The organism is Rhodopseudomonas sp. NSM, from assembly GCF_052445935.1.
GTDB lineage: Bacteria > Pseudomonadota > Alphaproteobacteria > Rhizobiales > Xanthobacteraceae > Rhodopseudomonas.
Window position 1 is genome coordinate 188,913 of sequence record NZ_JBQTCH010000001.1, and the last position, 22,579, is coordinate 211,491.

Below are 22,579 nucleotides of genomic sequence, written 5' to 3' on the forward strand. Positions count from 1 at the left end.
AAACCAAAACCGGATCGGTTTGGTAAACAACAGCCCCCGCGTGGATTCACCACGTCGGCAAACAGCGCTGTTCTCGAAGACAGCGTTTATTTTCGGTGAAGTCGCGGCACGCATGGTTAACCCGGCGTTGCGGCGGCGTCCCGGCGATTCCCCGGTGAGTTCCGGACTGGCAACGCACCGTTAAACAGATGGCACTACAAACAAGTAATTGCCTGAAAACGGGATGAGCCGATGTCACTTCCACGCAAGCGCTTCCGGATCGAAGAACTCACGCTCGGCAGCGCGCCCCCGCTCGCACCGATCGACAGCGAGGCGGGGCCGACTCACCACGACATCATGGCAGAGCTGCGCGAGATACGCTCCCAGATCGTCGGCGGCGGCGGCGCGGTCGCCACCGGCAGCGGCACGCAGCAGATCAACGTCGCTGCAGCCGCGGAGGCCGCGGAAGCCAAGGCGCTGCTGGCGACCTACCGCGCCCAGATCGAACAGTTCGAGAAGCTCAGGGTCGAACTCGACCTGATCCACAACGCGATCGACCAGACCAAGCGCGAGATCGCGGTGCTGCACACCAAGAGCTTCAACGGCGAGGAGATGGCCAAGGTCAACGGCGAACTCGGCGCCGTCGTCGGCGGCACCGAGGAAGCCACCCAGCAGATCCTCGAAGCCGCCGAAGCGATCGACCAGGCCGCGACCGCGCTCGGCAAGGTCACGTCGGTGGATCAGCAGAAGGCGCTGAGCGAAGAGATTCAGGAACGCGTCATCGCGATCTTCGAGGCCTGCAACTTCCAGGACCTCACCGGCCAGCGCATCAGCAAGGTGATGACCACGATGAAGTTCATCGAACATCACATCATCGCGATGATGGACATCTGGGGCGGCGTCGACGCGATCAAGGCCCACGCTCCGCCGATCGTCGACCACCGCGAAGGCGACGACAGGCTGCTCAACGGGCCGAAGCTCGACGACGAAGGCCACGCCTCGCAGGACGACATCGACGCGATGTTCAACTGATCGCCCGCACCGCTCGCCGGCATTTCGAAGCGCCCCGTTCCGATCAGGACCGGGGCGTTTTGCTTTGCTGCTGACAGGTTCTCAGCGCCGCGACGCCGCCCGCGGCGGCCGGATCAGCAGGAAGCAGACCAGTCCGGCCAGCGCCGCCACCATGCCGACCTCGATCACCGCGGCGTCGGAGAACCGCTCCACCGCCGCCGCGACCACGAACGGCGCCGATGCCTGAATGAACAGCGCCGGTCGCGCGATCCGCCCGATCACCCTGCCATAGCCGGCGTGGCCGAACATCAGCAGCGGCAGGCTGCCGCGCGCGATCGTCATCACCCCGTTGGCGGCGCCGAAGGCGATACAGAACAGCCCCGCGACCGGCGCGGACACCCCGAAGAACGCCAGCATCGCGAACGACACCGCCATCAACGCGATGGCGCCGCGCGCGATCCACAGCGGATGGGTGCGACCGGCCAGCAGAAAATCGATCAGCCGCGCCACCACCTGCGCCGGACCGAACAGCGCGCCCAGCGTCACCACCATGGCGCCGCTCAGCCCGCCGCGTTCGAACATCGACAGCAGGTTCGACGTGACGCCCGACAGGATCAGCGCATGCAGCGCGAACGCCATCGCCAGCAACAAAAACGGCCGCCCTTCGGGCCGCAACGGCTCTTCCGGCACCGGATGCGGCCCGGACACGACCGCGCCGTGCGATGGGGACGGTTTCCGCGGCAATACGAAGCCGTGCAGCGGCGCGACCACGAAGGCCATCACGGCAGCGAACACCAGATAGGTGCCGCGCCAGCCGACATGCTCGAGCAACAGATGAGTCGCGGGCCAGCCGACCGTCGATGCAAAGCCGCCGGCGAAGGTGACGAAGGTGATCTGCCGCCGCGCCGAACTGCCGAACAGCCGGGCCAGCGTCGCGAACGCCGGATCGTACAGGCTTGACGACATCGAGAGGCCGATCAGCGCCCAGCTGACGAAGTACATCGGCCGCGCATCGGTGGTGGCGAGCAGCGCCAGGCCGAGCGCGCCGGCGAGCGCACCCGGCGCCATCACGACATTGCCGCCGTGACGGTCGATCAGGCCGCCGACGATCGGCGACATGATCCCGGAGATCACCAGCGCCAGCGAAAAGCCCGCCATGCCGAAAGCCAGCGACCAGCCGCGATCCGCGGTCAGATGCGGCATCGTCAGCACCGGGGGATAGATCAGGATTCCCCAGCACAGGATCTGGGTGATCGCCAGCACGACGACCGCGCGTCCGGGTCCGAACCCGAGATTACGCAGCGCGGTCATGAAGGCATGGCGTCAGCTCGGCTCGATCGGTCGGTCGGATATCAGGCGCGCGGCGAACACCGCACATAGACCATGTTACCGTACCGGGTCGCGGCATCCTTGTCGATGAACCGGGTGACCAGCGTGCGACCGTCGAACGACAGGATTTCGCGATCCTGATCGCCGATCGGGCCGGCCGGGCCGATGTAGTTCTTGCCGCTCGGCGATCCCTTCAGCCGCAGTTCCTGCGGCGTCGCCTGATCGGCGAGATGCATGACGACACCGCCGCTCGCGCCGGCGCCGATCACGTAGGGATTCTTGCACTGCGACAACGCCGCCTTTTCGGTGCGCGCACGGTCCGCCGGATTCTGGAACGACGCCAGGCCCCAGCGGCCGACGATCTCATCGGCGCGAATCGTCGCCGGCACTTCCGGCGGCGGCGCAGGCTCTGCGACCTCGGCCGGCTGCGAGCCGCCCAGTCCGCCGAACCCACCGAAGCTGCCGCACGCACCGAGGCCCAGCGCCATCAGAGACGCAATCGCCAGGTTCACCGGCGCGCGTGCGTTGCTTGTCATGATCATACCGTCTCCCCGAGAGAACATCCCCATGCGCCCTTGCGGCACACAAGCGCAAAATGCCGCGGCAGGCAATGCGGTCGGCGACGATGCCGGTGCCCCGATCCGATTTCGGAGAATCCTACATCCGCCTCACCAAGCTATTAAGCCCTCAACTTGACAGAACAAGCGCCACGCCATATTCCGGAACCACAATTAGCACTCTCGCAGCGCGATTGCCAACAACGCGGACAACAACCTGAACCGCGCACCAGGCCCGGCAGTCGACGCCGACCTCCTCCAGCAACAGCACAGGATCACCGATGGCTAAGCTCAATTTTCGTCCACTCCATGACCGTGTCGTGGTGAAGCGCATCGACGCGGAAACCAAGACCAAGGGCGGCATCATCATTCCGGACTCCGCCAAGGAGAAGCCGCAGGAAGGCGAGATCGTCGCCGTCGGCCCGGGTGGCCGCGACGAAGCCGGCAAGCTGATCCCGATCGACGTCAAGGCCGGCGACCGCGTGCTGTTCGGCAAGTGGTCGGGCACCGAGATCAAGCTCGACGGCCAGGAACTCCTGATCATGAAGGAGTCGGACATCATGGGCGTGGTCGGCTGATCACCTCGCAACAGACATCAGGAGCAAATTGAATGGCAGCCAAAGACGTCAAATTCGGTGGAGACGCGCGCGATCGGATGCTGCGCGGCGTCGACATCCTCGCCAATGCGGTCAAGGTCACGCTCGGCCCCAAGGGCCGCAATGTGCTGATCGAGAAGAGCTTCGGCGCTCCCCGCATCACCAAGGACGGCGTCACCGTCGCCAAGGAGATCGAGCTCGACGACAAGTTCGAGAACATGGGCGCGCAGATGCTGCGCGAAGTCGCCTCGAAGACCAACGACCTCGCCGGTGACGGCACCACCACCGCGACCGTGCTGGCCCAGGCGATCGTGCGCGAAGGCGCCAAGGCCGTCGCCGCCGGCATGAACCCGATGGATCTGCGCCGCGGCATCGAGATCGCGGTCCAGGCCGTGGTCAAGGACATCCTGAAGCGCGCCCGTCCGGTCGCCTCCTCGGCCGAGATCGCCCAGGTCGGCACCATCTCCGCCAACGGCGACGCGCCGATTGGCAAGATGATCGCCCAGGCGATGCAGAAGGTCGGCAACGAAGGCGTCATCACCGTCGAAGAGAACAAGTCGCTCGAGACCGAAGTCGACATCGTCGAGGGCATGAAGTTCGACCGCGGCTACCTGTCGCCGTACTTCGTCACCAACGCCGAGAAGATGACCGTCGAACTCGACGACGTCTACATCCTGCTGCACGAGAAGAAGGTGTCGGGCCTGCAGTCGATGCTGCCGGTGCTCGAAGCCGTGGTGCAGTCGGGCAAGCCGCTGCTGATCATCGCCGAGGACGTCGAAGGCGAAGCGCTGGCGACGCTCGTCGTCAACCGCCTGCGCGGCGGCCTCAAGGTCGCCGCCGTCAAGGCGCCGGGCTTCGGCGATCGCCGCAAGGCGATGATGGAAGACATCGCGATCCTGACCGGCGGTCAGCTGATCTCCGAAGAACTCGGCATCAAGCTCGAGAGCGTCACGCTCAAGATGCTCGGCCGCGCCAAGAAGGTGGTGATCGACAAGGAGAACACCACCATCGTCAACGGCGCCGGCAAGAAGCCGGACATCGAGAGCCGCGTTCAGCAGATCAAGGCGCAGATCGAGGAAACCACCTCGGACTACGACCGTGAGAAGCTGCAGGAGCGCCTCGCCAAGCTCGCCGGCGGCGTCGCGGTGATCCGCGTCGGCGGCGCCACCGAGATCGAGGTCAAGGAGAAGAAGGACCGTGTCGAGGATGCGCTGAACGCGACCCGCGCCGCGGTGCAGGAAGGCGTCGTGCCGGGCGGCGGCGTCGCGCTGCTGCGCGCCAAGAAGGCGGTCGGCCGCATCAACAACGACAATGCCGACGTCCAGGCCGGCATCAACATCGTGCTCAAGGCGCTGGAGGCTCCGATCCGCCAGATCGCCGAGAACGCCGGTGTCGAAGGCTCGATCGTGGTCGGCAAGATCCTCGAGAACAAGTCGGAGACGTTCGGCTTCGACGCCCAGACCGAGGAATATGTCGACATGCTCGCCAAGGGCATCCTCGATCCGGCCAAGGTGGTCCGCACCGCGCTGCAGGACGCCTCGTCGGTGGCAGCATTGCTGGTGACCACCGAAGCCATGGTCGCCGAGCTGCCCCGCGAAGCCGCCCCGGCGATGCCGGGTGGCGGCGGCGGCATGGGCGGCATGGGTGGGATGGGCGGCATGGGCTTCTGAGCCCCCGCCTCTCCCACGGATAACGCTCACGCAAGGCCGCCTCCGGGCGGCCTTGTTGTTTTGTGGGCTACGATGGCCAAGACCGCGCGATGGCACGGCGGTCGTTACTCTCTCAGCCGTCATCGCCCGCGAAAGCGGGCGACCCAGTATTCCAGTGCGGCGGAATTCAACGGCAAGCGCTCCGGGATACTGGAACCCCGCATTCGCGGGGATGACGGCCGTAGGTGTCTTAGCGCTTGTTTTTTGGCGCGGGCTCCGCGATTTGCTAGTCAGCCTTGGTTCGGATTCAATTCGAATCAACAAGGCTGCGAAAGCTGCCATTCCTGCGAGGAAAGTCCCCGATGCGCGCGCTCCTGTTCAGCCTGCTGATGCTGCTGCCTGCGACCGATCTCGCTGTCGCCCAGACCAAGCTCGCACCGAAAGCGGCAGCGCCGGCCAGCGAGACGCGCTACTTCACCGCCCTCGACGGCTTCCTGGACGGCGCCGATGTCATCCTGAAGGAAACCCGGCAGGGCAAGGCGGTGACCGGCGCGGTGCTCGACGTCTGCTACTCGCCGGCCAGGGGATCGGACCACAAGGAGCGCTTCGTCGCCAATCTTCAGGTCAGCGGCCAGAGCCTCACCGGAACCGCGCAGACGACAGGCGACAAGGCGCCGGTGTTGGTGAAATTGACCCGCAAGCCGAGCGGCGAAACCGTCGACTTCACCGGCGAGATCAGCATCGGCACGACGGTTCACGAGGTCACGTCGAGCGACAATTCGGACCTGAGCGAGAAGGAATATCTGGAGACCCAGGCGGCCGACGACAGCATCGCGACGGCGCCGAAGGATTTCACCGAAGTGTCGCCGGAAGCGGTCGGCGTGCGGGTCAATCTCGAAGCCGCATCAGACTTCCTGAAGACATTGAAGGGGCAGAATCTGCAGGTGGCGCTGTCGAGCCTCAGCGTCGGCTGCGACGCGCTGCGCGCCGGCACGCTGGTGATCAATCTGACCACCGACCCGGCGCGCGCCGCAGCGGTGATCGCCAAAGCGAAGACGTTCCCGGGCGTGCTCGCGGCGGGCTGGACCAACGGCATCATCGAGATGGACCGCACCATCCTGTTCCCCGCCGCCGGCTGGCGCGACGGCGACCGGGTCGCCCGCGACAAGCTCGCCACCACCGTCGCCGGCGTGCTGTCGCAAACGCTGGGCGCGACGCTGGCCGCGTCGGCCTGGAACGACGATACCGGCAAGCTGAAGCTCACTTTCAAGCGGCCGAGCGGTCTGGTGCCTGCGCTGCAGCTCACCGAGACCATCGAGGTCGAGGCGATGGTCAGCGCCGACCGGCCGGGCCCGACCGACAAGCTGATGCTGTGGCTCGGCAATCCCTCGGATACCATCTCCGACGAGAGTGCCGGCCCCCGCCTCAACCTCAATGACGACGCCGCCGGCGAAGAGGGAGCCGAACCGCGCAGCGATGGCGGCGCAGTCGCGGCGCTGGCGAAGGAACTGAAGGGCCAGCGCTGGGATTCCGAGAGCGCGACCTGGCAGTAATACGTCCCGCTCCTCACGCCAAGAATACAGTCACAGCAAGGCCACGGCCAAGTCTGGCGCTTCGTGACCACCTCTCGACGGCCGCAGCCTGCTCCCTCGCCCCGCTCTTCGCGGGGAGAGGGCTGGGGTGAGGGGCTGCGGCCTCCCCGCAGATACCGACGCTGCTGGATCGGCACTGCCTCGCCCCTCACCCGACCGGCTTCGCCGGTCGACCTCTCCCCGCGCGGTGCGGGGAGAGGTGAGAGGCCACCGTTGCCGCAGGAGCGCGATTTGACATGCCGCTGCATTGCGGCAATGAAGCGCTTCCCTCCGGCGGCAGGATGTTCGGTTGAATGACGCGCTTTGACGTAGTGGTGATCGGCGCCGGCCTCGGCGGCCTGACCGCGGGCGCGATCCTCGCCCGCGAAGGCCGCAAGGTGCTGGTGCTGGAGCGCGGCAATTCGGTCGGCGGTGCGGCGTCGAGCTACAAGGTCGGCGATCTGTTCGTCGAAGGCTCGCTGCACGTCACCGGTGATCCGCAGCATCCGCGCGATCCCAAGCACGCGGCGCTGGGCCGCGCCGGCGTACGCGACACAGTCCAGTTCGTTCCCGCCGGCGCGCTGTACGAGATGCGCGGCGGCCCGCTCGCGCAGCCTTTCGTGCTGCCGGATGATTTCGCCGGCGCCCGCGACGCGCTGCTGGCGCGGTTCCCCGACGCCCGCGGCGGCATCGAACAATTCCTCGGCGAGATGCAGCGACTGGCTTCGGCGGCGGGCGACGGCGGCCTCGACGCCGTGTTCGCGCTGGCGCCGGAGTTTCCGGACTGGTCGTCGTCGCTGGCCGACAAGCTGCGGGCGCTGTTCGGCGACAACGAAGCGCTCAAATGCGCGATCGCCGGCAACCTCTCCTACTTCCACGACGACCCCGCCACGCTGTGGTGGGTGCCGTTCGCGATGATGCAGGGCAGCTTCCTGCTGACCGGCGCGCGCTACGTGCAGGGCGGCTCGCAGCGGCTGTCGAGCGCGCTCGCCCGCGCCGTCCGCACCAACGGCGGCGAAGTGATCCTGCGACGCGCCGTCAGCGGCATCGAGATGGGCGAGCCCGGCGCGATCCATCGCGTCACCCACACCGCGCGCGACGGCAGCGATCCGCAATCGGTCGACGCGCTCACCGTGATCGGCAACGCCGCGCCGGGCGCGCTCGCGGCGCTGATGCCCGATGCGCAAGGCCGGCGACTGAACGAGAGCTACGCCGGCCGTGCGCTGTCGCTGTCGCTGTTCGCGCTGACGCTCGGCCTGTCGAAGCCGCCCCGCGACTTCGGCGTCACCAGCTACTCGACGCAGCTGCTGCCGGACTGGATGAACAACCTCGCGGACTACGCCGACGGCAAGGCGCTGATGGCGGGCGAGCCAGCGGAGCGGATGCCGCCGCTGGCGATCGCCGACTACGCCGCGATCGACTCCGGCGTGCCGTCGCCGCCTTTTGTGCTGTCGGTGGTCGGCCCCGACCAGATCGCGAACTGGAGCGGCCTCGATCAGGACGACTACCGCGCCAAGCGCGGCCGCTGGCAGCAGGCGATCGTCGATCACCTCGACCGCATCTATCCCGGCATCGCAAGCGCGGTGACCGCGGCGTCGTTCAACGTCGCGCTGTCGGTGCAGCAATATCTCAACGTGCCGCAAGGCTCGGTCTACGGCTTCGCGCCGCTGCCGCCGGACGACGGCGGCGCGCCGTATCGTTCGCCGCGCACGGTTCTGCCGGGGCTGTATCTCGCCTCGGCCTATGCGGGCGTCGGCGGCTACAGCGGCGTCGTGCAATCCGCGGCGGCATGCGCCGACATCATCCTGCGCGACGGCCCGAAGAGTTATAGCGCTTCATCGACTGATTGAAGCGATGCGGCCTTCTCAAGTGCAGGATCGTCATCCTGAGGTGCGCGCGTAGCGCGCATCGAAGGATGCGGCCCGAGGTGCCTGCGGCCCATCCTTCGAGGCCCGCCGCGCCGCGCATAGCGCGGCCCGGCAGGCACCTCAGGATGACGGCGGCAATCGGATCGCGAGCTCTGATTTCGTCAAAAGCAGAACTGCTCTAATTGCTGTTGAGCCGGAACCGCAGCGTCTCGCCGCCCGAGAACGTCACGTAGTCGCCCTGCCGCGCCCAGCCGGTCGCCGCCGTCAGCGCCGCGATCAGCGCGTCGTCGGCTTCGGCGCGATCCGGCGGACAATTGCGATCCTCCAGCGCGCCGGCCACGAAGATCACGCTGTTGCCGGCGACCGAGAACTGGCCGCTGCCGCCCTTGCACCACAGTTCGAGGCGGACCTCGCCCTTGTCGCCGATCTCGAGATTCGGAATCCGCTTCGAGCCCGGCTTCGGGGGCGCTTCCAGCGTCATTTCGAGACCGAAGGGAAATTCGCCGGTCGACTGAGCCTTCGCGGGGCCCGGGACGGCGGCGACGAGAGCTGCCGCCAGTGCGGCGCAAGTCAGCAGTGAAGGACGCATCTTTCCTCGGCTGTTGTTCGAGACGATGGTGCTGTCTATCGCGGATGCGGCCGGCTTGGCCAGTGATCGGTCCGCATCGGCGACAGCGCGCGCGATCAGGTGAACCGGGGCCTGCGGATACTCACAAACGCGCGAAACCGGGCGGACCCGGTTCCGCGCTGCGGCCATCATGCTAGGGTGCGACAAGTGGGCGCGCGCCGTAGGTCGTCAACCTGCATTCTGTCGAACGGCCCTCCAGACGAGGGCTTCGCACCCGGAGAAGCTCATCCGTGACCAATATACGATCGACCCTGGCGACCGTCTGGCGCATCGCAGTGCCGTATTTCAAATCCGAAGACGGCCGGATGGGACGCATCCTGCTGGCGACGGTGGTCGTCATCGAACTCGCCGCGGTCGGCCTCGCGGTGCTGTTCAATCGCTGGAACAACGTCTTCTACAACGCGCTGCAGGAGCGCGACTACAATGTCTTCGCCTATCAGCTGGGCTATTTCTGCGTGCTCGCGGCGATCTTCATCACGATCAAGGTCTATCAGCTCTACCTGAACCAGTGGCTGCAGATCCGCTGGCGTCGCTGGATGACCGAACGCTATCTCGGCGAATGGCTGCACGACGCCAACCACTACCAGATGCAGTTGCAGGGCGACGCGGCCGACAACCCGGATCAGCGCATCGCCGAAGACACCCAGATGTTCGTCGAGCGCACGCTGCTGCTGGGCATCGGCCTGCTGAATTCGGTGGTGACGCTGTTCTCGTTCGTCATCATCCTTTGGGGCCTTTCCAATGAAGCGCCGCTCCACGTGTTCGGTCGGGACATTCCGATCCCGGGCTATCTGGTGTGGGGCGCGCTGATCTACGCGGCCATCGGCACCTTGCTGACGCACTGGATCGGCTCGCCGCTGGCCGATCTGAATTTCCGCCAGCAGCGCTTCGAGGCCGACTTCCGCTTCAACCTGGTGCGGGCTCGCGAGAATTCCGAACAGATCGCCTTACTGCGTGGCGAGCCTGCGGAACGCGGCAAGCTGTCGTCGCGGTTCGGGCTGGTCGCCGACAATTTCATGCGGATCATGACTCGCACCAAGAAGCTCACGGCATTCACCGCCAGCTACTCGCAGGCCTCGATCATCTTCCCCTATATCCTGGTCGCTCCCGCCTATTTCGCCGGGAAGGTCCAGCTCGGCGGGCTGATGCAGACCGCGTCGGCATTCAGCAGCGTTCAGGACTCGCTGTCGTTCTTCGTCACCGCCTACCGCACGCTGGCGGAATGGCAATCGGTGGTCGCGAGGCTCGACGGCTTCGAGGTCGCGATCCGGAACGCAACCGCACAGCGCGCCAATCCCGGCATCAGCCGCGTGGTCGCGCAAGCCGGCGATGCGATCGATCTCGACGACCTCGAACTGACTTTGCCCGCCGGCCAGCCGTTGATGCGTGCGGACGATTTCCGGATCAGCGGCAAGCAGCGCACCCTGATCGCCGGGCCGTCGGGCGCCGGCAAGTCGACGCTGTTCCGCGCCATTGCGGGGATCTGGCCGTTCGGCTCGGGCGCGATCGCGATCCCGGCCGATGCCACCATCATGATGCTGCCGCAGCGGCCCTACTTCCCGGTCGGAGAACTGCAGGCCGCGATCGTCTATCCCGCGGAGACCGAGGCGTTCACCGCCGCGCAGGTGGCCGACGTCGTGAAGCAGGTCGGGCTGCCGGCGCTGGCGGACCGGCTCGCCGAGCACGGCCACTGGAACCGGACGCTGTCGCTCGGCGAACAGCAGCGGCTCGGCCTCGCGCGGGCGCTGCTGCACGCGCCGCGCTACCTGTTTCTCGACGAAGCAACCGCCTCGCTCGACGAGCCGTCGGAAGCCGCGCTGTATCGGCTGCTCGATCACAAGCTGCCCGACACCACCATCGTCTCGATCGGCCATCGCTCGACGCTCAACGCCTTCCACGACCGCGACGCGATCCTGACCCGCTCCGGCGACCGCTTCACGTTACAGGACAAGGTGAGGACGGCCGCGCCGGCGGCGAGCTGACGTCCAGCACACAACGCCGTCGGCCTCGGCCCTCATGGTGAGAAGCCCCGCGCGGCGCAGCGGACCCGTGTGTCTCGAATCATGAGGAGGCACAATCTCGGCCCTCATGGTGAGGAGCATCGCGCAGCGATGCGTCTCGAACCATGGGCGACGGGCACAACCTCCCTCCTCACGACGAGGCGGATCTGGCGGGCGGCCTGGAGCAAGGGGATGGAGCAACGTCCGCTCCCTCCCCGTCATCGCCCGCCTGCGCGGGTGATGACAGTCGTGAAGGTGGAAGTCCTCTTGACAATAATCCTATTATGATTATAGTCCGCACTGTCCTGTCCGTGAGGGGCGCTTCGCGAGGCGTCGGATAGCGGGACAGATCGGACGGGCTGGGCAACCGGCCCCGATGATAGTTTGGCAATGCCGGCTCGGCCGGCGGAGTCGAACGGACGCGGCGTCCTGCGCGTCGTGCCTCGCAAGCACGCGTCCGGGAGGCAGAGGTCACCGTCCGCCGCTACTACGAGCGGCTGCCGCTTTCGTGGCTGGACGGGCGCAGCAAGGCCGGGGAGATCCCGCACCGCTGTGTCCCCGGAAGAACGGTCCCGATGCCCAAAACCGCCGCGGTGGGCGCGCCGATCAGGCGTTGCGCGATGGTCGCAAGCCATCGCGACACTCACCACCTTCGCGCCTTTCGGCGCGCCCCCCCACCCCTCGCTGTGACAGCGACGGGTGCAAACCTCGGACGCTTAGGCGCCGCGAGACCAAATCGCCGTGGCTGTTTGACAATTGAAGCGGACGTCGCGATGGGGCAGCGCGCTCGCGCCACCCAGCCACGTCATCGTCCGGCTTGACCGGACGACCCAGTATTCCACTGCGCTCGTTGATCCGCCGTGCGCTCGCCGCGAACACTCTGGAATACTGGATCCCCCGCATGCGCAGGGGATGACCTCAGTATGTATTTCACCGCACCGCAACTGACGCCGCGTCATCCCGAGGTGCGAGCGCAGCGAGCCTCGAAGGATGCGCCGCGCGCACGGTCCGCGTCTCCGCATCCTTCGAGGCTCGCCCTGTCGGGCGAGCGCCTCAGGATGACGGCGTCGAGATGGTGGCAGGGGCTCAAGATGACGGCGTCGGGATGGTAGCAGGGCTCAGGATCGCGGTGTCGGGATGGTCGCAGCGCTCGCCCGACCCACCGCCGTCATCGCCCGCGCAGGCGGGCGACCCAGTCCCAGAGCGCTTGTTGGTTCGTCGTGCGCTCACTACGCACGCCCTGCGATTCTGAATCCTCCGCCGGAGAAGGTCATCGGTGCAAGTTGCAACGGCCTAGCGCCACACGGCTTGGCGGACGAGAGACGTGTCGGCAGACGATCGACCCTTCCGCAAAACAAAACGGGCGGCAGATTGCTCTGCCGCCCGTCGTACCCCGGAAGGGGAAAGCTTACTTGATGTTGCTCATCAGCGTCAGGTCAGCCGACAGCTTGGCGATGAACGTGGCGCCGCACCACTTCGAACCGACGCCCGACGGATTGATCGGGGAGAAGTCGCCGCTCGGGGTGGCGGTGTAGTCGCTGGTGAAGGCGTTGCAGTTCGCCTTGGACAGGTCGGTGTCCGAGTAGCGCAGGTCGAGCGTGAACACCTTGTAGTTGAAGCCGATGCCGACGTTCCAGGTGTTGTAGTCGGCGTACTTGATGCCGAACGGCGAAGCCGGAACGCCGTAGAACGAGTCGGACGTGCCGAACCACTGATGGCCGTATTCACCCGAGATGTACATGCCGACGCCGCCGCCGAAATAAGTACCCGGCGCGGTGTACTTGGCCGTCACCGACGCGTAGTTGCCCCAGGCGCCGGTGTTCAGGAAGTTCGGGGAGTAGTATTCGTTGGCGCCGAACGAGAACATCTCGTTCGCGGTCCACATCACCTTGGCGTAGCCTTCGAAGAAGCTCGCGTCCTTCTTCATCACGTTGCCGTTGGTGATGAAGTTGGCAGCGCAATCGGCGCCCTGGAAATTGCCGGCGAAATCGACGCCGGTGCCGCCGTACTGGCAGGTTCCGCCCGGATACAGGTAGCCGAACACACCGAAGTCGAACGCGAAGGCGCCGAAGGTCGGCCGGATACCGCCGTAGATGTCGACTTCAGCAGCGGCGCGGTTCGGGAACGAGATGCTCGAGAACGAGCTACCGACGTAGAGCTGCAGGTTCGGGTTGACGTTGTAACGCGGCTCGAAATAGGCGTTGACCGACGGCTTGTGGTTGGACTGGGTGATGCCGCGGAACACGTAGTCGCTCATGATCGCCGAACCGAACGCGACATCCCAGGGATCGAACGCCACGATCGGCGGAGCCTTGGTATAAACCTTCGCGGGCAGATCGGCGGCGGAGGCCGAGGTGACGCCGACAGCGAGCACAGCCGCGACCGACAGAATTGTCTTCTTCATGATGTTCCCCATCGCTTTGAAACCAGCCCGACCCGGAGTCCAGAGACGCGATATCGACCTGCTAGTTAACTCCCGCACAATCTGCGGCGGCGAGTGGGAACCGTGAAGCAAAAAACACATGCAGCTGCCGCTTTTTTAAGCAAATCCGCACTTCCAGTTACGAGTAGTTCGAGAGTGTGGCAATTTCGGCACTATTTTGCGACTCACTCTGAGCGCTCGTCCCGGAATTTGGCTGTCGCTGCAACACTTTCGGATAATGCGACAGAGATGTGACGGATGGTGGCGAGGGCCGCATTCACCGATTCGCCGTCGCTTCGAAGTGTCCGAAATGCGCTTCGATCGGATTCGGCCCCAAAAACAAAGGCCGCAGCAGTTGCCGCGGCCTTGCCGGATCATCTTGACCTGAACGCGGGGTGGTCGCAGGTCACATCGAATCGGGCGCCCTGTGATGCGGATGGGGGTGGTCGCGATCACCCTCGATGTCGGCATCGTCCCCATCGGACGGCGGCACGGATTCGACCGGCGTATTGTCCTCATGGCTCGTTACTGTGGGCGCCGGAAACGGCTCGGCAGGGACGTCGTCGACGACCTCCTCGAAGGACGGATCGGGCGGCGGAGACCGGGACGGCTCGGCTTCAGGCGCGTCAGCCTCGAAGGATTCGACCTCGCTCGTCTCCGACGACAGAGACGCGGACGTCGCCTCGTCCACCTCGGGCGCAGCAGGCGCGGCAGGCTTGCTGGCGCGCGGCTTGCGGGGCCTGGCGGGCTTCGCCGGCACAGCGGCTTCGGCGAGCGCCGCGGCTTCGGCGGGCGCAGCCGCGTCGATCTGGTCGAGCATTTCGGCCGGAGGGCTCGCTTTCGGCGCGGCCCGGCTGAGAGAAGCCTTCCTGGGTGAGGCCTTCTTCGGCGGCATCTTGTTTGCCGACGGCGCCGCCATTGGCGCGGCAGCCTTGGCGGACTTCCTGGCGACCGCTTTCTTCGCTGGAGGTGTCTTGGCTAGCGGTGTCTTGGCTAGCGGCTTCTTGGCGACAGCGTTCTTCGAGGTCTTGGCCGAGGATTTCTTCGCCGGTGGCCTGGTCGCTTTCTGGGTCTTGCCGGCTTTCTTGTTGGGAGCTTTCTTGTTGGCAGCTTTCTTGACCGAAGCCTTCTTCGAACCGGCCTTCACCGCCTTCTTGGCAGACGTCTTTGCGGATTTCGTCTTTGCGGATTTGGTCGAAGCCGACTTGGCGCCCTTCTTGGACTTCTTCGCCATCAACGGAAGCTTGGCCTTTTTCGACTTGTCCTTTTTCGATTTGACCTTCTTGTCCGCCTTGGTTTTCTTGGACTTCGTGCTTTTCGCCATTGTCGTCCTCCTGTTGTGCGGATCGCCTGTGGTTCGGCAATCACGCTCTCCGCCAGCAGGCCTGCAGCGCAGTCAGGTACTCGCAGGCCGGGGACCGCCTGTCGCCCAATCGAGAAGTTCAATCGTGTGCACTACAGGGACTTCCGTTCCGCTGGCGATCTGCACCATGCAGCCGATGTTGCCAGCGGCGATCATGTCCGGCTTGACGGAAGCGATATTGGCGACCTTGCGGTCACGCAATCTGGTCGCGATGTCAGGCTGGAGGATGTTATACGTGCCCGCCGAACCACAACACAAATGACTCTCGGGGATATCTTTCACCACGAATCCGGTCTTGGAAAGCAATTCTTTGGGCAGCCGCGTGATTTTCTGACCGTGCTGCAGCGAACACGCGGAGTGATACGCGACGACCACATTGCCGTGGGACTGCGGCGCCGACAGCTGCAACTCGCCGACATACTCGCTGATATCCTTCGCGAGCGCCGAGACCTTCGCGGCCGATGCCGCGAACTGCGGATCCTCGCGCAGCATGAAGCCGTAGTCCTTGATCACCGTGCCGCAGCCCGACGTCGTCACCAGAATGGCATCGAGGCCGCCGCGGTCGATCTCGGCGAGCCAGGCCTTGATGTTGGTGCGGGCGTATTCCAGCGTGCGCGTATCGCGACCGAGGTGATGGATCAGGGCACCGCAGCAGGCCTCGTCAGCCGCCAGCACCACTTCGATGCCGTGGCGGGTCAAGAGATTGATCGCGGCGCGGTTGATACGCGGCGCCAGCACCTGCTGGGCGCAGCCGTGCAGCAGCGCCACACGCCCGCGCTTTGGCCCGATCGCCGGGAACGTGGTCCCGGAGTCCGGTCCGCGCTCCGGCAGATGCTTCGGCGCCAGCGCCAGCATCGCCTTGACCCGGCTCAGGAACGTCGGGTGGGCGAGATCGTGCGAGCCCGGCAGCAGCTTGGCGAAAGGGCGCACGATCCGCGCCGCCCGCATGCCGAGCCGGAACATGCCCGGATGCGGCATCATCCACGACAGCGCCTCGCGGACGATCCGGTCCCAGAACGGCCGCGTGTAGTCCTTCTCGATACGGGCGCGGGCCTGATCGACCAGATGCATGTAGTTCACGCCGGACGGACACGTCGTCATGCAGGCGAGGCACGACAGGCAGCGGTCGATATGCTTGACCACGTCCGCCGTCGGCGGCGCATTGCTCTCCAGCATCTCCTTGATCAGGTAGATGCGGCCGCGCGGGCTGTCGAGTTCGTCGCCGAGCAGCACATAGGTCGGGCACGTCGCCGTGCAGAAGCCGCAATGCACGCAGGCCCGCAGGATCTTGTCGGCCTCGGCGATGTCCGGATCGGCGAGCTGGGTGAGGCTGAATTCGGTTTTCATACTGCGGGTCCTCGCGACAACCGGCCGCGATTGAGAACGTTCCGGGGATCGAAGCTGTTCTTGACCCGTTGCCCGAGGGCGGCCAATCCGCCGGGCTGCGGATGGAACACGTCGATCCGCGCGCGAACCTCGTCGCTGCCGCGGATCAGCGAGGCATGGCCGTCGATCGCGGCGACGCGCTGGCGCAGCGCCTTAGCCTGCGCATCTGCCGCCGGCGGCAGCGCCGCCCAGATCAAGCCGCCGCCCCAGTCGTAAACAACCTCGCCGCCGCTCTCGCGTTGCAGCGCCTGACCGAACGCGCCGCCCGACGCCGGCGGACAGACGATCCGCCAGACCGGCCACAACGCGCGCGGGCCCGAAGCGGCGAACGGCTCGACGTCGCGCACCGCACGCCACAGCGCGGCCGAGGCTTCGTCCTCGATCAACTCGGTCGCGCCAAAACTCTTCAGCGCCTCGCGCAGGGACTGGGCGCGATGACTCGCTGACGAGGTGATGCCCTCCAGCCGCAGCAGCGTCAGCGCCTGATCGGGTTGCGCGAGGTCGGCGAGCGCGCCACCGGTGGTGCGCAGCGCCGAGCCGGGCAGATGCGCCGCGCCGCTGACGTCGTAGGGCGAGCCGACCGCCTGCGTCATCGCCCTGTTGGCGGTGACGTCGTCGAGCCCGCGCAGCACCAGCGTGCGTTCGCTCTCCGGCCGCGGCGTCACCTTCAGCGTCACCTCGGTCATCACCGCCAGCGTGCCCCACGAACCCGCCAGCAGCTTGCACAAATCGTAACCGGTGACGTTCTTCACCACCTTGCCGCCGGCCTTGAAGCTCTCGCCGAAACCGGACACCGCATGCGCGCCGAGCAGATGGTCGCGCGCGCCGCCGGACTTGATCCGGCGCGGGCCTGCGAGCCCGGCGGCGATCATGCCGCCGATCGTGCCTTCGGTCTCGACCGTGCCGAGTAGCAGCGATGTGTTCATCGGCTCGAAGGCGAATTGCTGATTCTTCGAATCGATCAGCGACAGCACATCGGCGACCGGCGCACCGGCCTGCACGGTGATGATCAGTTCGTTCGGCTCGTAGCCGACGACGGCGTTGAGCGCCGACAGCTCCAGCACCGCATTGGTCGCCATCGGCTGGCCGACCCGCCGCTTGGTGCCGTGCCCGATGATCTCGAGCGGCTGCTCGCCCGCGATCGCGGCGCGCACCGCGTCCTCGACCTCCTGCGCGTCGCGTACTTTCAGCGTATCCACGGGCGACATGCGTCCTTCATTGGATTTCAGATAGCCAACGCCACGTCATTGCGAGGAGCGACGCGACGAAGCAATCCAGCGGCCCGGTGCACGGAGCTCCTGGATTGCTTCGCTTGGCTCGCAATGACGTAGAAAGGTTGTGCTTCGTCCATCGACCATCAAACTACCAGGTTCAAAACCGCGGAATATCCGGGAACGGCAATTTGCCGCCGTGCACATGCATGCGGCCGAGTTCGGCACAGCGATGCAGCGTCGGGAACACCTTGCCGGGATTGAGCAGGCCTTCGGAATCGAACGCGCATTTCAGCCGCTGCTGCTGATTGAGATCGATGTCGGAGAACATCTCCGGCATCAGATCGCGCTTTTCGATGCCGACGCCGTGCTCGCCGGTCAGCACCCCGCCGACCTCGACGCACAGCCGCAGGATGTCGGCGCCGAACGCCTCCGCCCGGTCCTGCTCGCCGGGCTTGTTGGCGTCGTACAGGATCAGCGGATGCAGATTGCCGTCGCCGGCGTGGAACACATTGGCGACGCGCAGCCCGTATTTTTCCGACATCTGCGTCATCCGCCGCAGCACCAGCGGCAGTTGCGCGCGCGGGATGGTGCCGTCCATGCACAGATAGTCCGGCGAGATCCGGCCGACTGCCGGAAACGCGGCCTTGCGGCCGGACCAGAACAGCAGCCGCTCCTGTTCCGACGTCGAGATCTGGCAGGTGGTCGAGCCGCAGCCGAGCGCGATCGCCTCTACGCGGGTGATCAGTTCGTCGACCTCGACCTGCGGCCCGTCCAGCTCGATGATCAGCAGCGCCTCGACGTCGAGCGGATAGCCGGCATGGACGAAGGCCTCGGCGGCGTGGATCGCGGGCCGGTCCATCATCTCCATGCCGCCCGGAATGATGCCGGCGCTGATGACGTCGGCGACGCATTGGCCGGCGGCCTCGACGTCGGTGAAGCCGACCATCAGCGCCCGCGCGGTCTCGGGTTTACGCAGGATGCGGACGGTGACTTCGGTGATGACGCCGAGCAGCCCTTCGGAGCCGGTGATCACGCCCATCAGATCGTAGCCGGCGCACTCCGCGGCCTTGCCGCCGATCCGCAGGATCTCGCCGGTCATCAGCACGATCTCGCAGCCGAGCACGTTGTTGGTGGTCATGCCGTATTTCAGGCAATGCACGCCGCCGGAATTCTCGGCGATGTTGCCGCCGATCGAGCAGGCGATCTGCGACGACGGGTCGGGCGCGTAGTAGAAGCCCATGTGATCGACCGCCTGGCTGATCGCCAGATTGGTGACGCCGGGCTCGACCACGACGGCGCGGTTGTCGAAATCGATCTCGCGAATGCGCTTGAACTTGCCGAGGCCGAGCAGCACGCCGTCGGCGAGCGGCAGCGCGCCGCCGGACAGCGACGTGCCGGAGCCGCGCGGCACCACCTTGATGCCGTTCTGGTGACAATAGCGCAGCACCTCGGAAACTTGTTTGGTCGTGCTCGGCAGCACTACCACCATCGGCGGCTGCCGATACGCCATCAGCCCGTCGGACTCATAGGGCTTCATTTCGGCGGCGCTGGAGATCACGCCCTCGCCCGGCACGATCCTGCGTAACCCCGCGACGATCTCGTCGCGGCGCGCCAGCACGGCCTGGTCGGGCTCCGGCATCAGAATCGTCATGCGAGATACTCCTGCGCGGCCCGCCGAGATCGAGCGTGGCTGGCGCGTATCCCGCAACTGCGGAACAACGGTTCTGGGTTCGGGATACGCTCTCAACCCTTACTGAGAGCAATTCCATTCGGCAAACGGTTTCGGCCGTCGGAAAGTCTCAGGCGCCGACCAGAATGCGGGTCGGCACCACTGCCTGCACCACAAGCCCGCGGGCGCGGGCATCCATCACCCCGACGGCGCGGAGCGCCAGCAGCGTCACGGTTTGCACCGCATCGCGCAATTTGGCCGGGTCGTCGAGATTGTCGGGCGCCAGCGGCCCGACCAGCGATTCATGCACCGCACCAAGCAGAGCAGTCGCGGCGAGCGCAGTGTCCTGCGCCGGCAGATGCCCCGCGCGCACCGCGGCGCTGATCCGGGATTCGATCTCGCCCGCGATCTCTTGCCGACTGGCGAGCCGCGACGCGGAGACGTCGACATCGACCGGTTCGGCAAGAATCCCCCAGGCAAGCTTGCGATGCGACAGCACATGCACCGCGACCGTCGTCACGGCAGCTGCGAGCGCCGAAGACGGGCCCGGCGCAGCGTCGGCGGCGCGCCGGATCGCGGCAAGTTCGTCGCGGGACACGTCCGCGATCAGTTCGGAGATCAGATCGGCTTTGGACGGGAAGTAACGGTAAACGGTTCCAGCCGCGACGCTGGCGCGGTTCGCGACCGGCGCGATCTGCACCGCCGCCATCCCGCCTTCGACTGCGGTCTCGCGCGCGGCAGCAAGAATGGCGCTGCGGCGTGCAGCCAGTCGCTTCACGACCTGATTGGTCCGCCGATAAACCATGGCGCTCTCGTCTCGGGATCGAGCGCTCCCGACTCCGGACGGGGTCGGAAAGTGGCCGCTCATCAAGATCTTGGGAACAGGCACGTCGAAAGCGCCGGCCCCAAATCAGTGAAAAAAGTGAACACCTATTCAGAGACGAAGGCAAGCCCTTACAGCCAGGCCGCTACCGCAATGAAGTGAACAGTGAGAACGCAACTACCCGCCGAAGCCGAGCGCTCTTGCCAGTGCCGCTACGGTCATACCGGTAATCACCGCGATGAAGTCGTTGCGGCGGATGATGCTGACCGCCATCGCCGCGGCGAGCGCAAACATCACGATGGGCCCGCCATTGACCGCGACCGGCAGCGCCGCCGCGACAATGATCGACCCCGGCAGCGCGTCGAGCATCCGCCGCACCCGCGGCGTGACGTCGACATAGCGCATCAGCCAGAAGCCGCCGAGCCGCGAAGCGACCGTGACCGCCGTCATCACGGCGAACGCCATCATCACGTCGCTGCGCAAGAACTCGCTCATGCCGCGCGCTCGGGACGCGGCGGCGGCTCGTCCATCAGCCCGGCGCTCAGCGCGCCGCAAAGCGCGCCGGCGATGATGAACCAATAGCCCGGAATCAGCCAATGCACGGTCAGCGCGACCACGCCGGAGACCGCCCATGGGATCGCACGACGCGGTCCCTTCCAGGCCGGCACCAGCATCGCGGCGAAGAACGCCGGCATCGCCAGATCGACCCCGAATTTCTTCGGATCGGACAATTGTTCGGCGAGCAGATAGCCGGGTATCGCGGAGACCAGCCAGACGAAATACAGAACGATGCCGCCGGCAACGTAGAACCATGCGTTCGCGCCGCCGTGCTCGCGATAGCGCATCGCGGCGAGCCAGCCGCCGTCGGTCACCAGCAGCATCGCCGGATAGGCCTGCCAGGCCGGCAGCGTGCCGAACCACGGCCGCATCGACGCGGTCATCAGGAAGAAGCGGATGTTGACGGTCGTGGTCAGCAGCGCCAGCGTCGCGATCGTCGACGGCGTCAGCGTCGCCGGCCACGACTGCACCGCGACGAACTGCGACAGCCCGCCATAGACCGTCGCCATCATCACTTCGACTTCGGCCAGCGAGAAGTTCTTCTGCGCGCACAGCGCGCCGAACGCCATGCCGAAGGCCAGCGTGCCCGGCAGCATCGGCCCGATCGCGACGATGCCAGGCCAGATCGCGTCACGCGACCAATAGGCCGGCGCCTTGGGAAGATGAGTCGTCATGATGGGGTCCGCCTTGCGAGCCCTGCCTGATGGCTGCGCGCGTCCACGTCAAGTCATCGGCGCTCATGGGGCTATGCGGTCGCACGACGTCGGCAAGTGCGACGCGCTACGCAATTACCTCGGCAACCGGTCGCCGCAGCGACCAGGGCATATCGGCTCCGTAACCGAAGCGCACGACGAAATCCGGACGTCGCGCGCCGAGACCGAGAAGTTCGGCCAGGCGCCGCCGCTGCGGCAGCACTTCGACGGCCTGGTTCAGGAACGCCTGCTTGATACCAATCGCAGTGGCGCGTAGCGCAAAGCGCTGGTAGGCGCGCCCGGCCGAGAGCCAATGCCGACGATCGTCGCGCTCCGAGACGAACACCGCAAGGCCCGCCGAACTGGCGATCTGAGCGCGACATTTGGCGTTCTCGGATGCCGCCGAAACGACGTAGTCGAACAGCGCGCGACCCACCGGCGCAGGCAACGCCGGATTGCCTGACGTCAGGGAAAACAGCCCGTCGCCGGTCGCGACCGCGTCGGCATAGCCGAAGCGAAGCCAGTGCTTCAATTCGGCAAGGAACGTCGGATCGGCGAATTGGGCCGTGTTGCCGGCAATTATCAGCGAAGCAACGGCATTGATCGCCGGACGCTCGGTCAAGAGCACGATATCGACGCCGTCGCCGCGCCCGGCCGCGGCGAGCAAATCCAGATCGGCCGGGGCGATACCACGTCCGTCGTACAGGCCGCGGCAGCATTGGCGTCCGACGATTGCCGCCGCCAGTGGCGAGGCCGCGGAGGCACCCGGCGCGAGATCGATCCTCACCCGACCGTCGTCGCCTTCATCGGCGAACCGCACTGTCGCGGACAGACCGAACACCGCTGCTGCCTGCACGATGTTTTCGGCGGCGGCACCGAGGCTCGCGAACAGATGATGGTCATCCGGATCAACCACCGGACAGCGTCGGGAAAAGTCCGGAACGATGGTGAGCGCGGAGTCGCCGAGTGCGAAGCGCCACGGCTGGGTGTTGTGGCTGCTCGCCGCGAGCGTGGCACAGCGGACCAGTTCGGCAAGCGCCGCCGTGCCGGAGAGGTCCGCGTTCAACGGCCGCCGAATCCCCGCTGCGGCTTCGCGCCATTGACCGATGCCCTGCCTCGACCACAGCACGGCGCCAGTGGCAGCGGCTGCAACAGTTGCAACAGTTGCAACGCCTCCTATCACGATCGACCGGCGGTTCATCGCATGCTCCGCGCTGGGGCTGCACAACAGCACAGCTCTATCCGGGCGGAATTGTCTCTGGTC

General features: G+C 66.1%; 18 protein-coding genes. 6 read left to right on the forward strand and 12 right to left on the reverse strand.

The window, feature by feature from the left end:
• The first annotated feature begins 231 nt into the window (after positions 1 to 231).
• Positions 232 to 1,011, forward strand: coding sequence for a protein phosphatase CheZ (locus ACTZWT_RS00875; protein ID WP_444767840.1), 780 nt, complete (start codon positions 232 to 234; stop codon positions 1,009 to 1,011).
• Between the two features lie 81 nt (positions 1,012 to 1,092).
• Here ACTZWT_RS00875 and ACTZWT_RS00880 read toward each other — a convergent pair whose 3' ends face one another.
• Positions 1,093 to 2,301 (reverse strand): MFS transporter, encoded by a 1,209-nt coding sequence (locus ACTZWT_RS00880; protein WP_444767841.1) that lies wholly within the window; start codon positions 2,299 to 2,301, stop codon positions 1,093 to 1,095.
• Between the two features lie 41 nt (positions 2,302 to 2,342).
• The gene (locus ACTZWT_RS00885) at positions 2,343 to 2,861 is read right to left on the reverse strand and encodes a hypothetical protein (protein ID WP_444767842.1); all 519 of its coding nucleotides are present in this window, start codon (positions 2,859 to 2,861) and stop codon (positions 2,343 to 2,345) included.
• A gap of 296 nt (positions 2,862 to 3,157) precedes the next feature.
• On the opposite strand from ACTZWT_RS00885, the gene groES reads away from it, so the two are divergent.
• The 4 genes from groES (at position 3,158) to ACTZWT_RS00905 (ending at position 8,542) form a co-directional block, all read left to right on the forward strand.
• Positions 3,158 to 3,454 carry a co-chaperone GroES gene (gene groES / locus ACTZWT_RS00890; RefSeq protein WP_322517904.1) on the forward strand — a complete coding sequence of 99 codons (297 nt, stop codon included), beginning with the start codon at positions 3,158 to 3,160 and terminating at the stop codon, positions 3,452 to 3,454.
• A 32-nt stretch (positions 3,455 to 3,486) separates the two neighbouring features.
• Positions 3,487 to 5,142, forward strand: a complete 1,656-nt coding sequence (gene groL, locus ACTZWT_RS00895; RefSeq protein ID WP_444767843.1) for a chaperonin GroEL — start codon at positions 3,487 to 3,489, stop codon at positions 5,140 to 5,142.
• 341 nt (positions 5,143 to 5,483) lie between these two features.
• Positions 5,484 to 6,674, forward strand: a complete 1,191-nt coding sequence (locus ACTZWT_RS00900) for a hypothetical protein (protein ID WP_444767844.1) — start codon at positions 5,484 to 5,486, stop codon at positions 6,672 to 6,674.
• A 332-nt stretch (positions 6,675 to 7,006) separates the two neighbouring features.
• Positions 7,007 to 8,542, forward strand: a complete 1,536-nt coding sequence (locus ACTZWT_RS00905) for a phytoene desaturase family protein (protein ID WP_444767845.1) — start codon at positions 7,007 to 7,009, stop codon at positions 8,540 to 8,542.
• A gap of 196 nt (positions 8,543 to 8,738) precedes the next feature.
• On the opposite strand, the gene ACTZWT_RS00910 is transcribed toward ACTZWT_RS00905, so the two are convergent.
• Positions 8,739 to 9,149, reverse strand: a complete 411-nt coding sequence (locus ACTZWT_RS00910) for an META domain-containing protein (protein ID WP_444767846.1) — start codon at positions 9,147 to 9,149, stop codon at positions 8,739 to 8,741.
• A 269-nt stretch (positions 9,150 to 9,418) separates the two neighbouring features.
• Here ACTZWT_RS00910 and ACTZWT_RS00915 point away from each other — a divergent pair, with 269 nt between their 5' ends.
• Positions 9,419 to 11,170: an ABC transporter ATP-binding protein/permease gene (locus ACTZWT_RS00915; protein ID WP_444767847.1), complete on the forward strand. Its 1,752-nt coding sequence runs from the start codon at positions 9,419 to 9,421 to the stop codon at positions 11,168 to 11,170.
• Positions 11,171 to 12,596: 1,426 nt separating this feature from the next.
• On the opposite strand, the gene ACTZWT_RS00920 is transcribed toward ACTZWT_RS00915, so the two are convergent.
• The 9 genes from ACTZWT_RS00920 to ACTZWT_RS00960 form a co-directional block, all read right to left on the reverse strand.
• Positions 12,597 to 13,592, reverse strand: a complete 996-nt coding sequence (locus ACTZWT_RS00920; RefSeq protein WP_444767848.1) for a TorF family putative porin — start codon at positions 13,590 to 13,592, stop codon at positions 12,597 to 12,599.
• Positions 13,593 to 14,016: 424 nt separating this feature from the next.
• Positions 14,017 to 14,934, reverse strand: a complete 918-nt coding sequence (locus tag ACTZWT_RS00925; RefSeq protein ID WP_444767849.1) for a hypothetical protein — start codon at positions 14,932 to 14,934, stop codon at positions 14,017 to 14,019.
• Between the two features lie 72 nt (positions 14,935 to 15,006).
• On the reverse strand, positions 15,007 to 16,320 hold the full coding sequence (gene glcF, locus ACTZWT_RS00930; RefSeq protein ID WP_444767850.1) for a glycolate oxidase subunit GlcF: 1,314 nt from the start codon (positions 16,318 to 16,320) through the stop codon (positions 15,007 to 15,009).
• The gene (locus tag ACTZWT_RS00935) at positions 16,317 to 17,558 is read right to left on the reverse strand and encodes an FAD-binding protein (RefSeq protein ID WP_444768440.1); all 1,242 of its coding nucleotides are present in this window, start codon (positions 17,556 to 17,558) and stop codon (positions 16,317 to 16,319) included. Before ACTZWT_RS00935 ends, glcF begins: the two co-directional genes overlap by 4 nt.
• A 172-nt stretch (positions 17,559 to 17,730) precedes the next feature.
• Complete coding sequence (locus tag ACTZWT_RS00940) at positions 17,731 to 19,224, reverse strand: FAD-linked oxidase C-terminal domain-containing protein (RefSeq protein WP_444767851.1); 1,494 nt, start codon at positions 19,222 to 19,224, stop codon at positions 17,731 to 17,733.
• 148 nt (positions 19,225 to 19,372) lie between these two features.
• Complete coding sequence (locus ACTZWT_RS00945; protein WP_444767852.1) at positions 19,373 to 20,047, reverse strand: TetR/AcrR family transcriptional regulator; 675 nt, start codon at positions 20,045 to 20,047, stop codon at positions 19,373 to 19,375.
• 195 nt (positions 20,048 to 20,242) lie between these two features.
• The gene (locus ACTZWT_RS00950) at positions 20,243 to 20,560 is read right to left on the reverse strand and encodes an AzlD family protein (protein WP_322516320.1); all 318 of its coding nucleotides are present in this window, start codon (positions 20,558 to 20,560) and stop codon (positions 20,243 to 20,245) included.
• A complete protein-coding gene (locus tag ACTZWT_RS00955; RefSeq protein WP_444767853.1) occupies positions 20,557 to 21,297 on the reverse strand; it encodes an AzlC family ABC transporter permease in 741 nt (246 codons plus the stop codon). The genes ACTZWT_RS00950 and ACTZWT_RS00955 overlap by 4 nt, the downstream gene beginning before the upstream one ends.
• A gap of 106 nt (positions 21,298 to 21,403) precedes the next feature.
• Positions 21,404 to 22,516, reverse strand: a complete 1,113-nt coding sequence (locus ACTZWT_RS00960) for an Acg family FMN-binding oxidoreductase (RefSeq protein WP_444767854.1) — start codon at positions 22,514 to 22,516, stop codon at positions 21,404 to 21,406.
• Positions 22,517 to 22,579 lie beyond the last annotated feature (63 nt).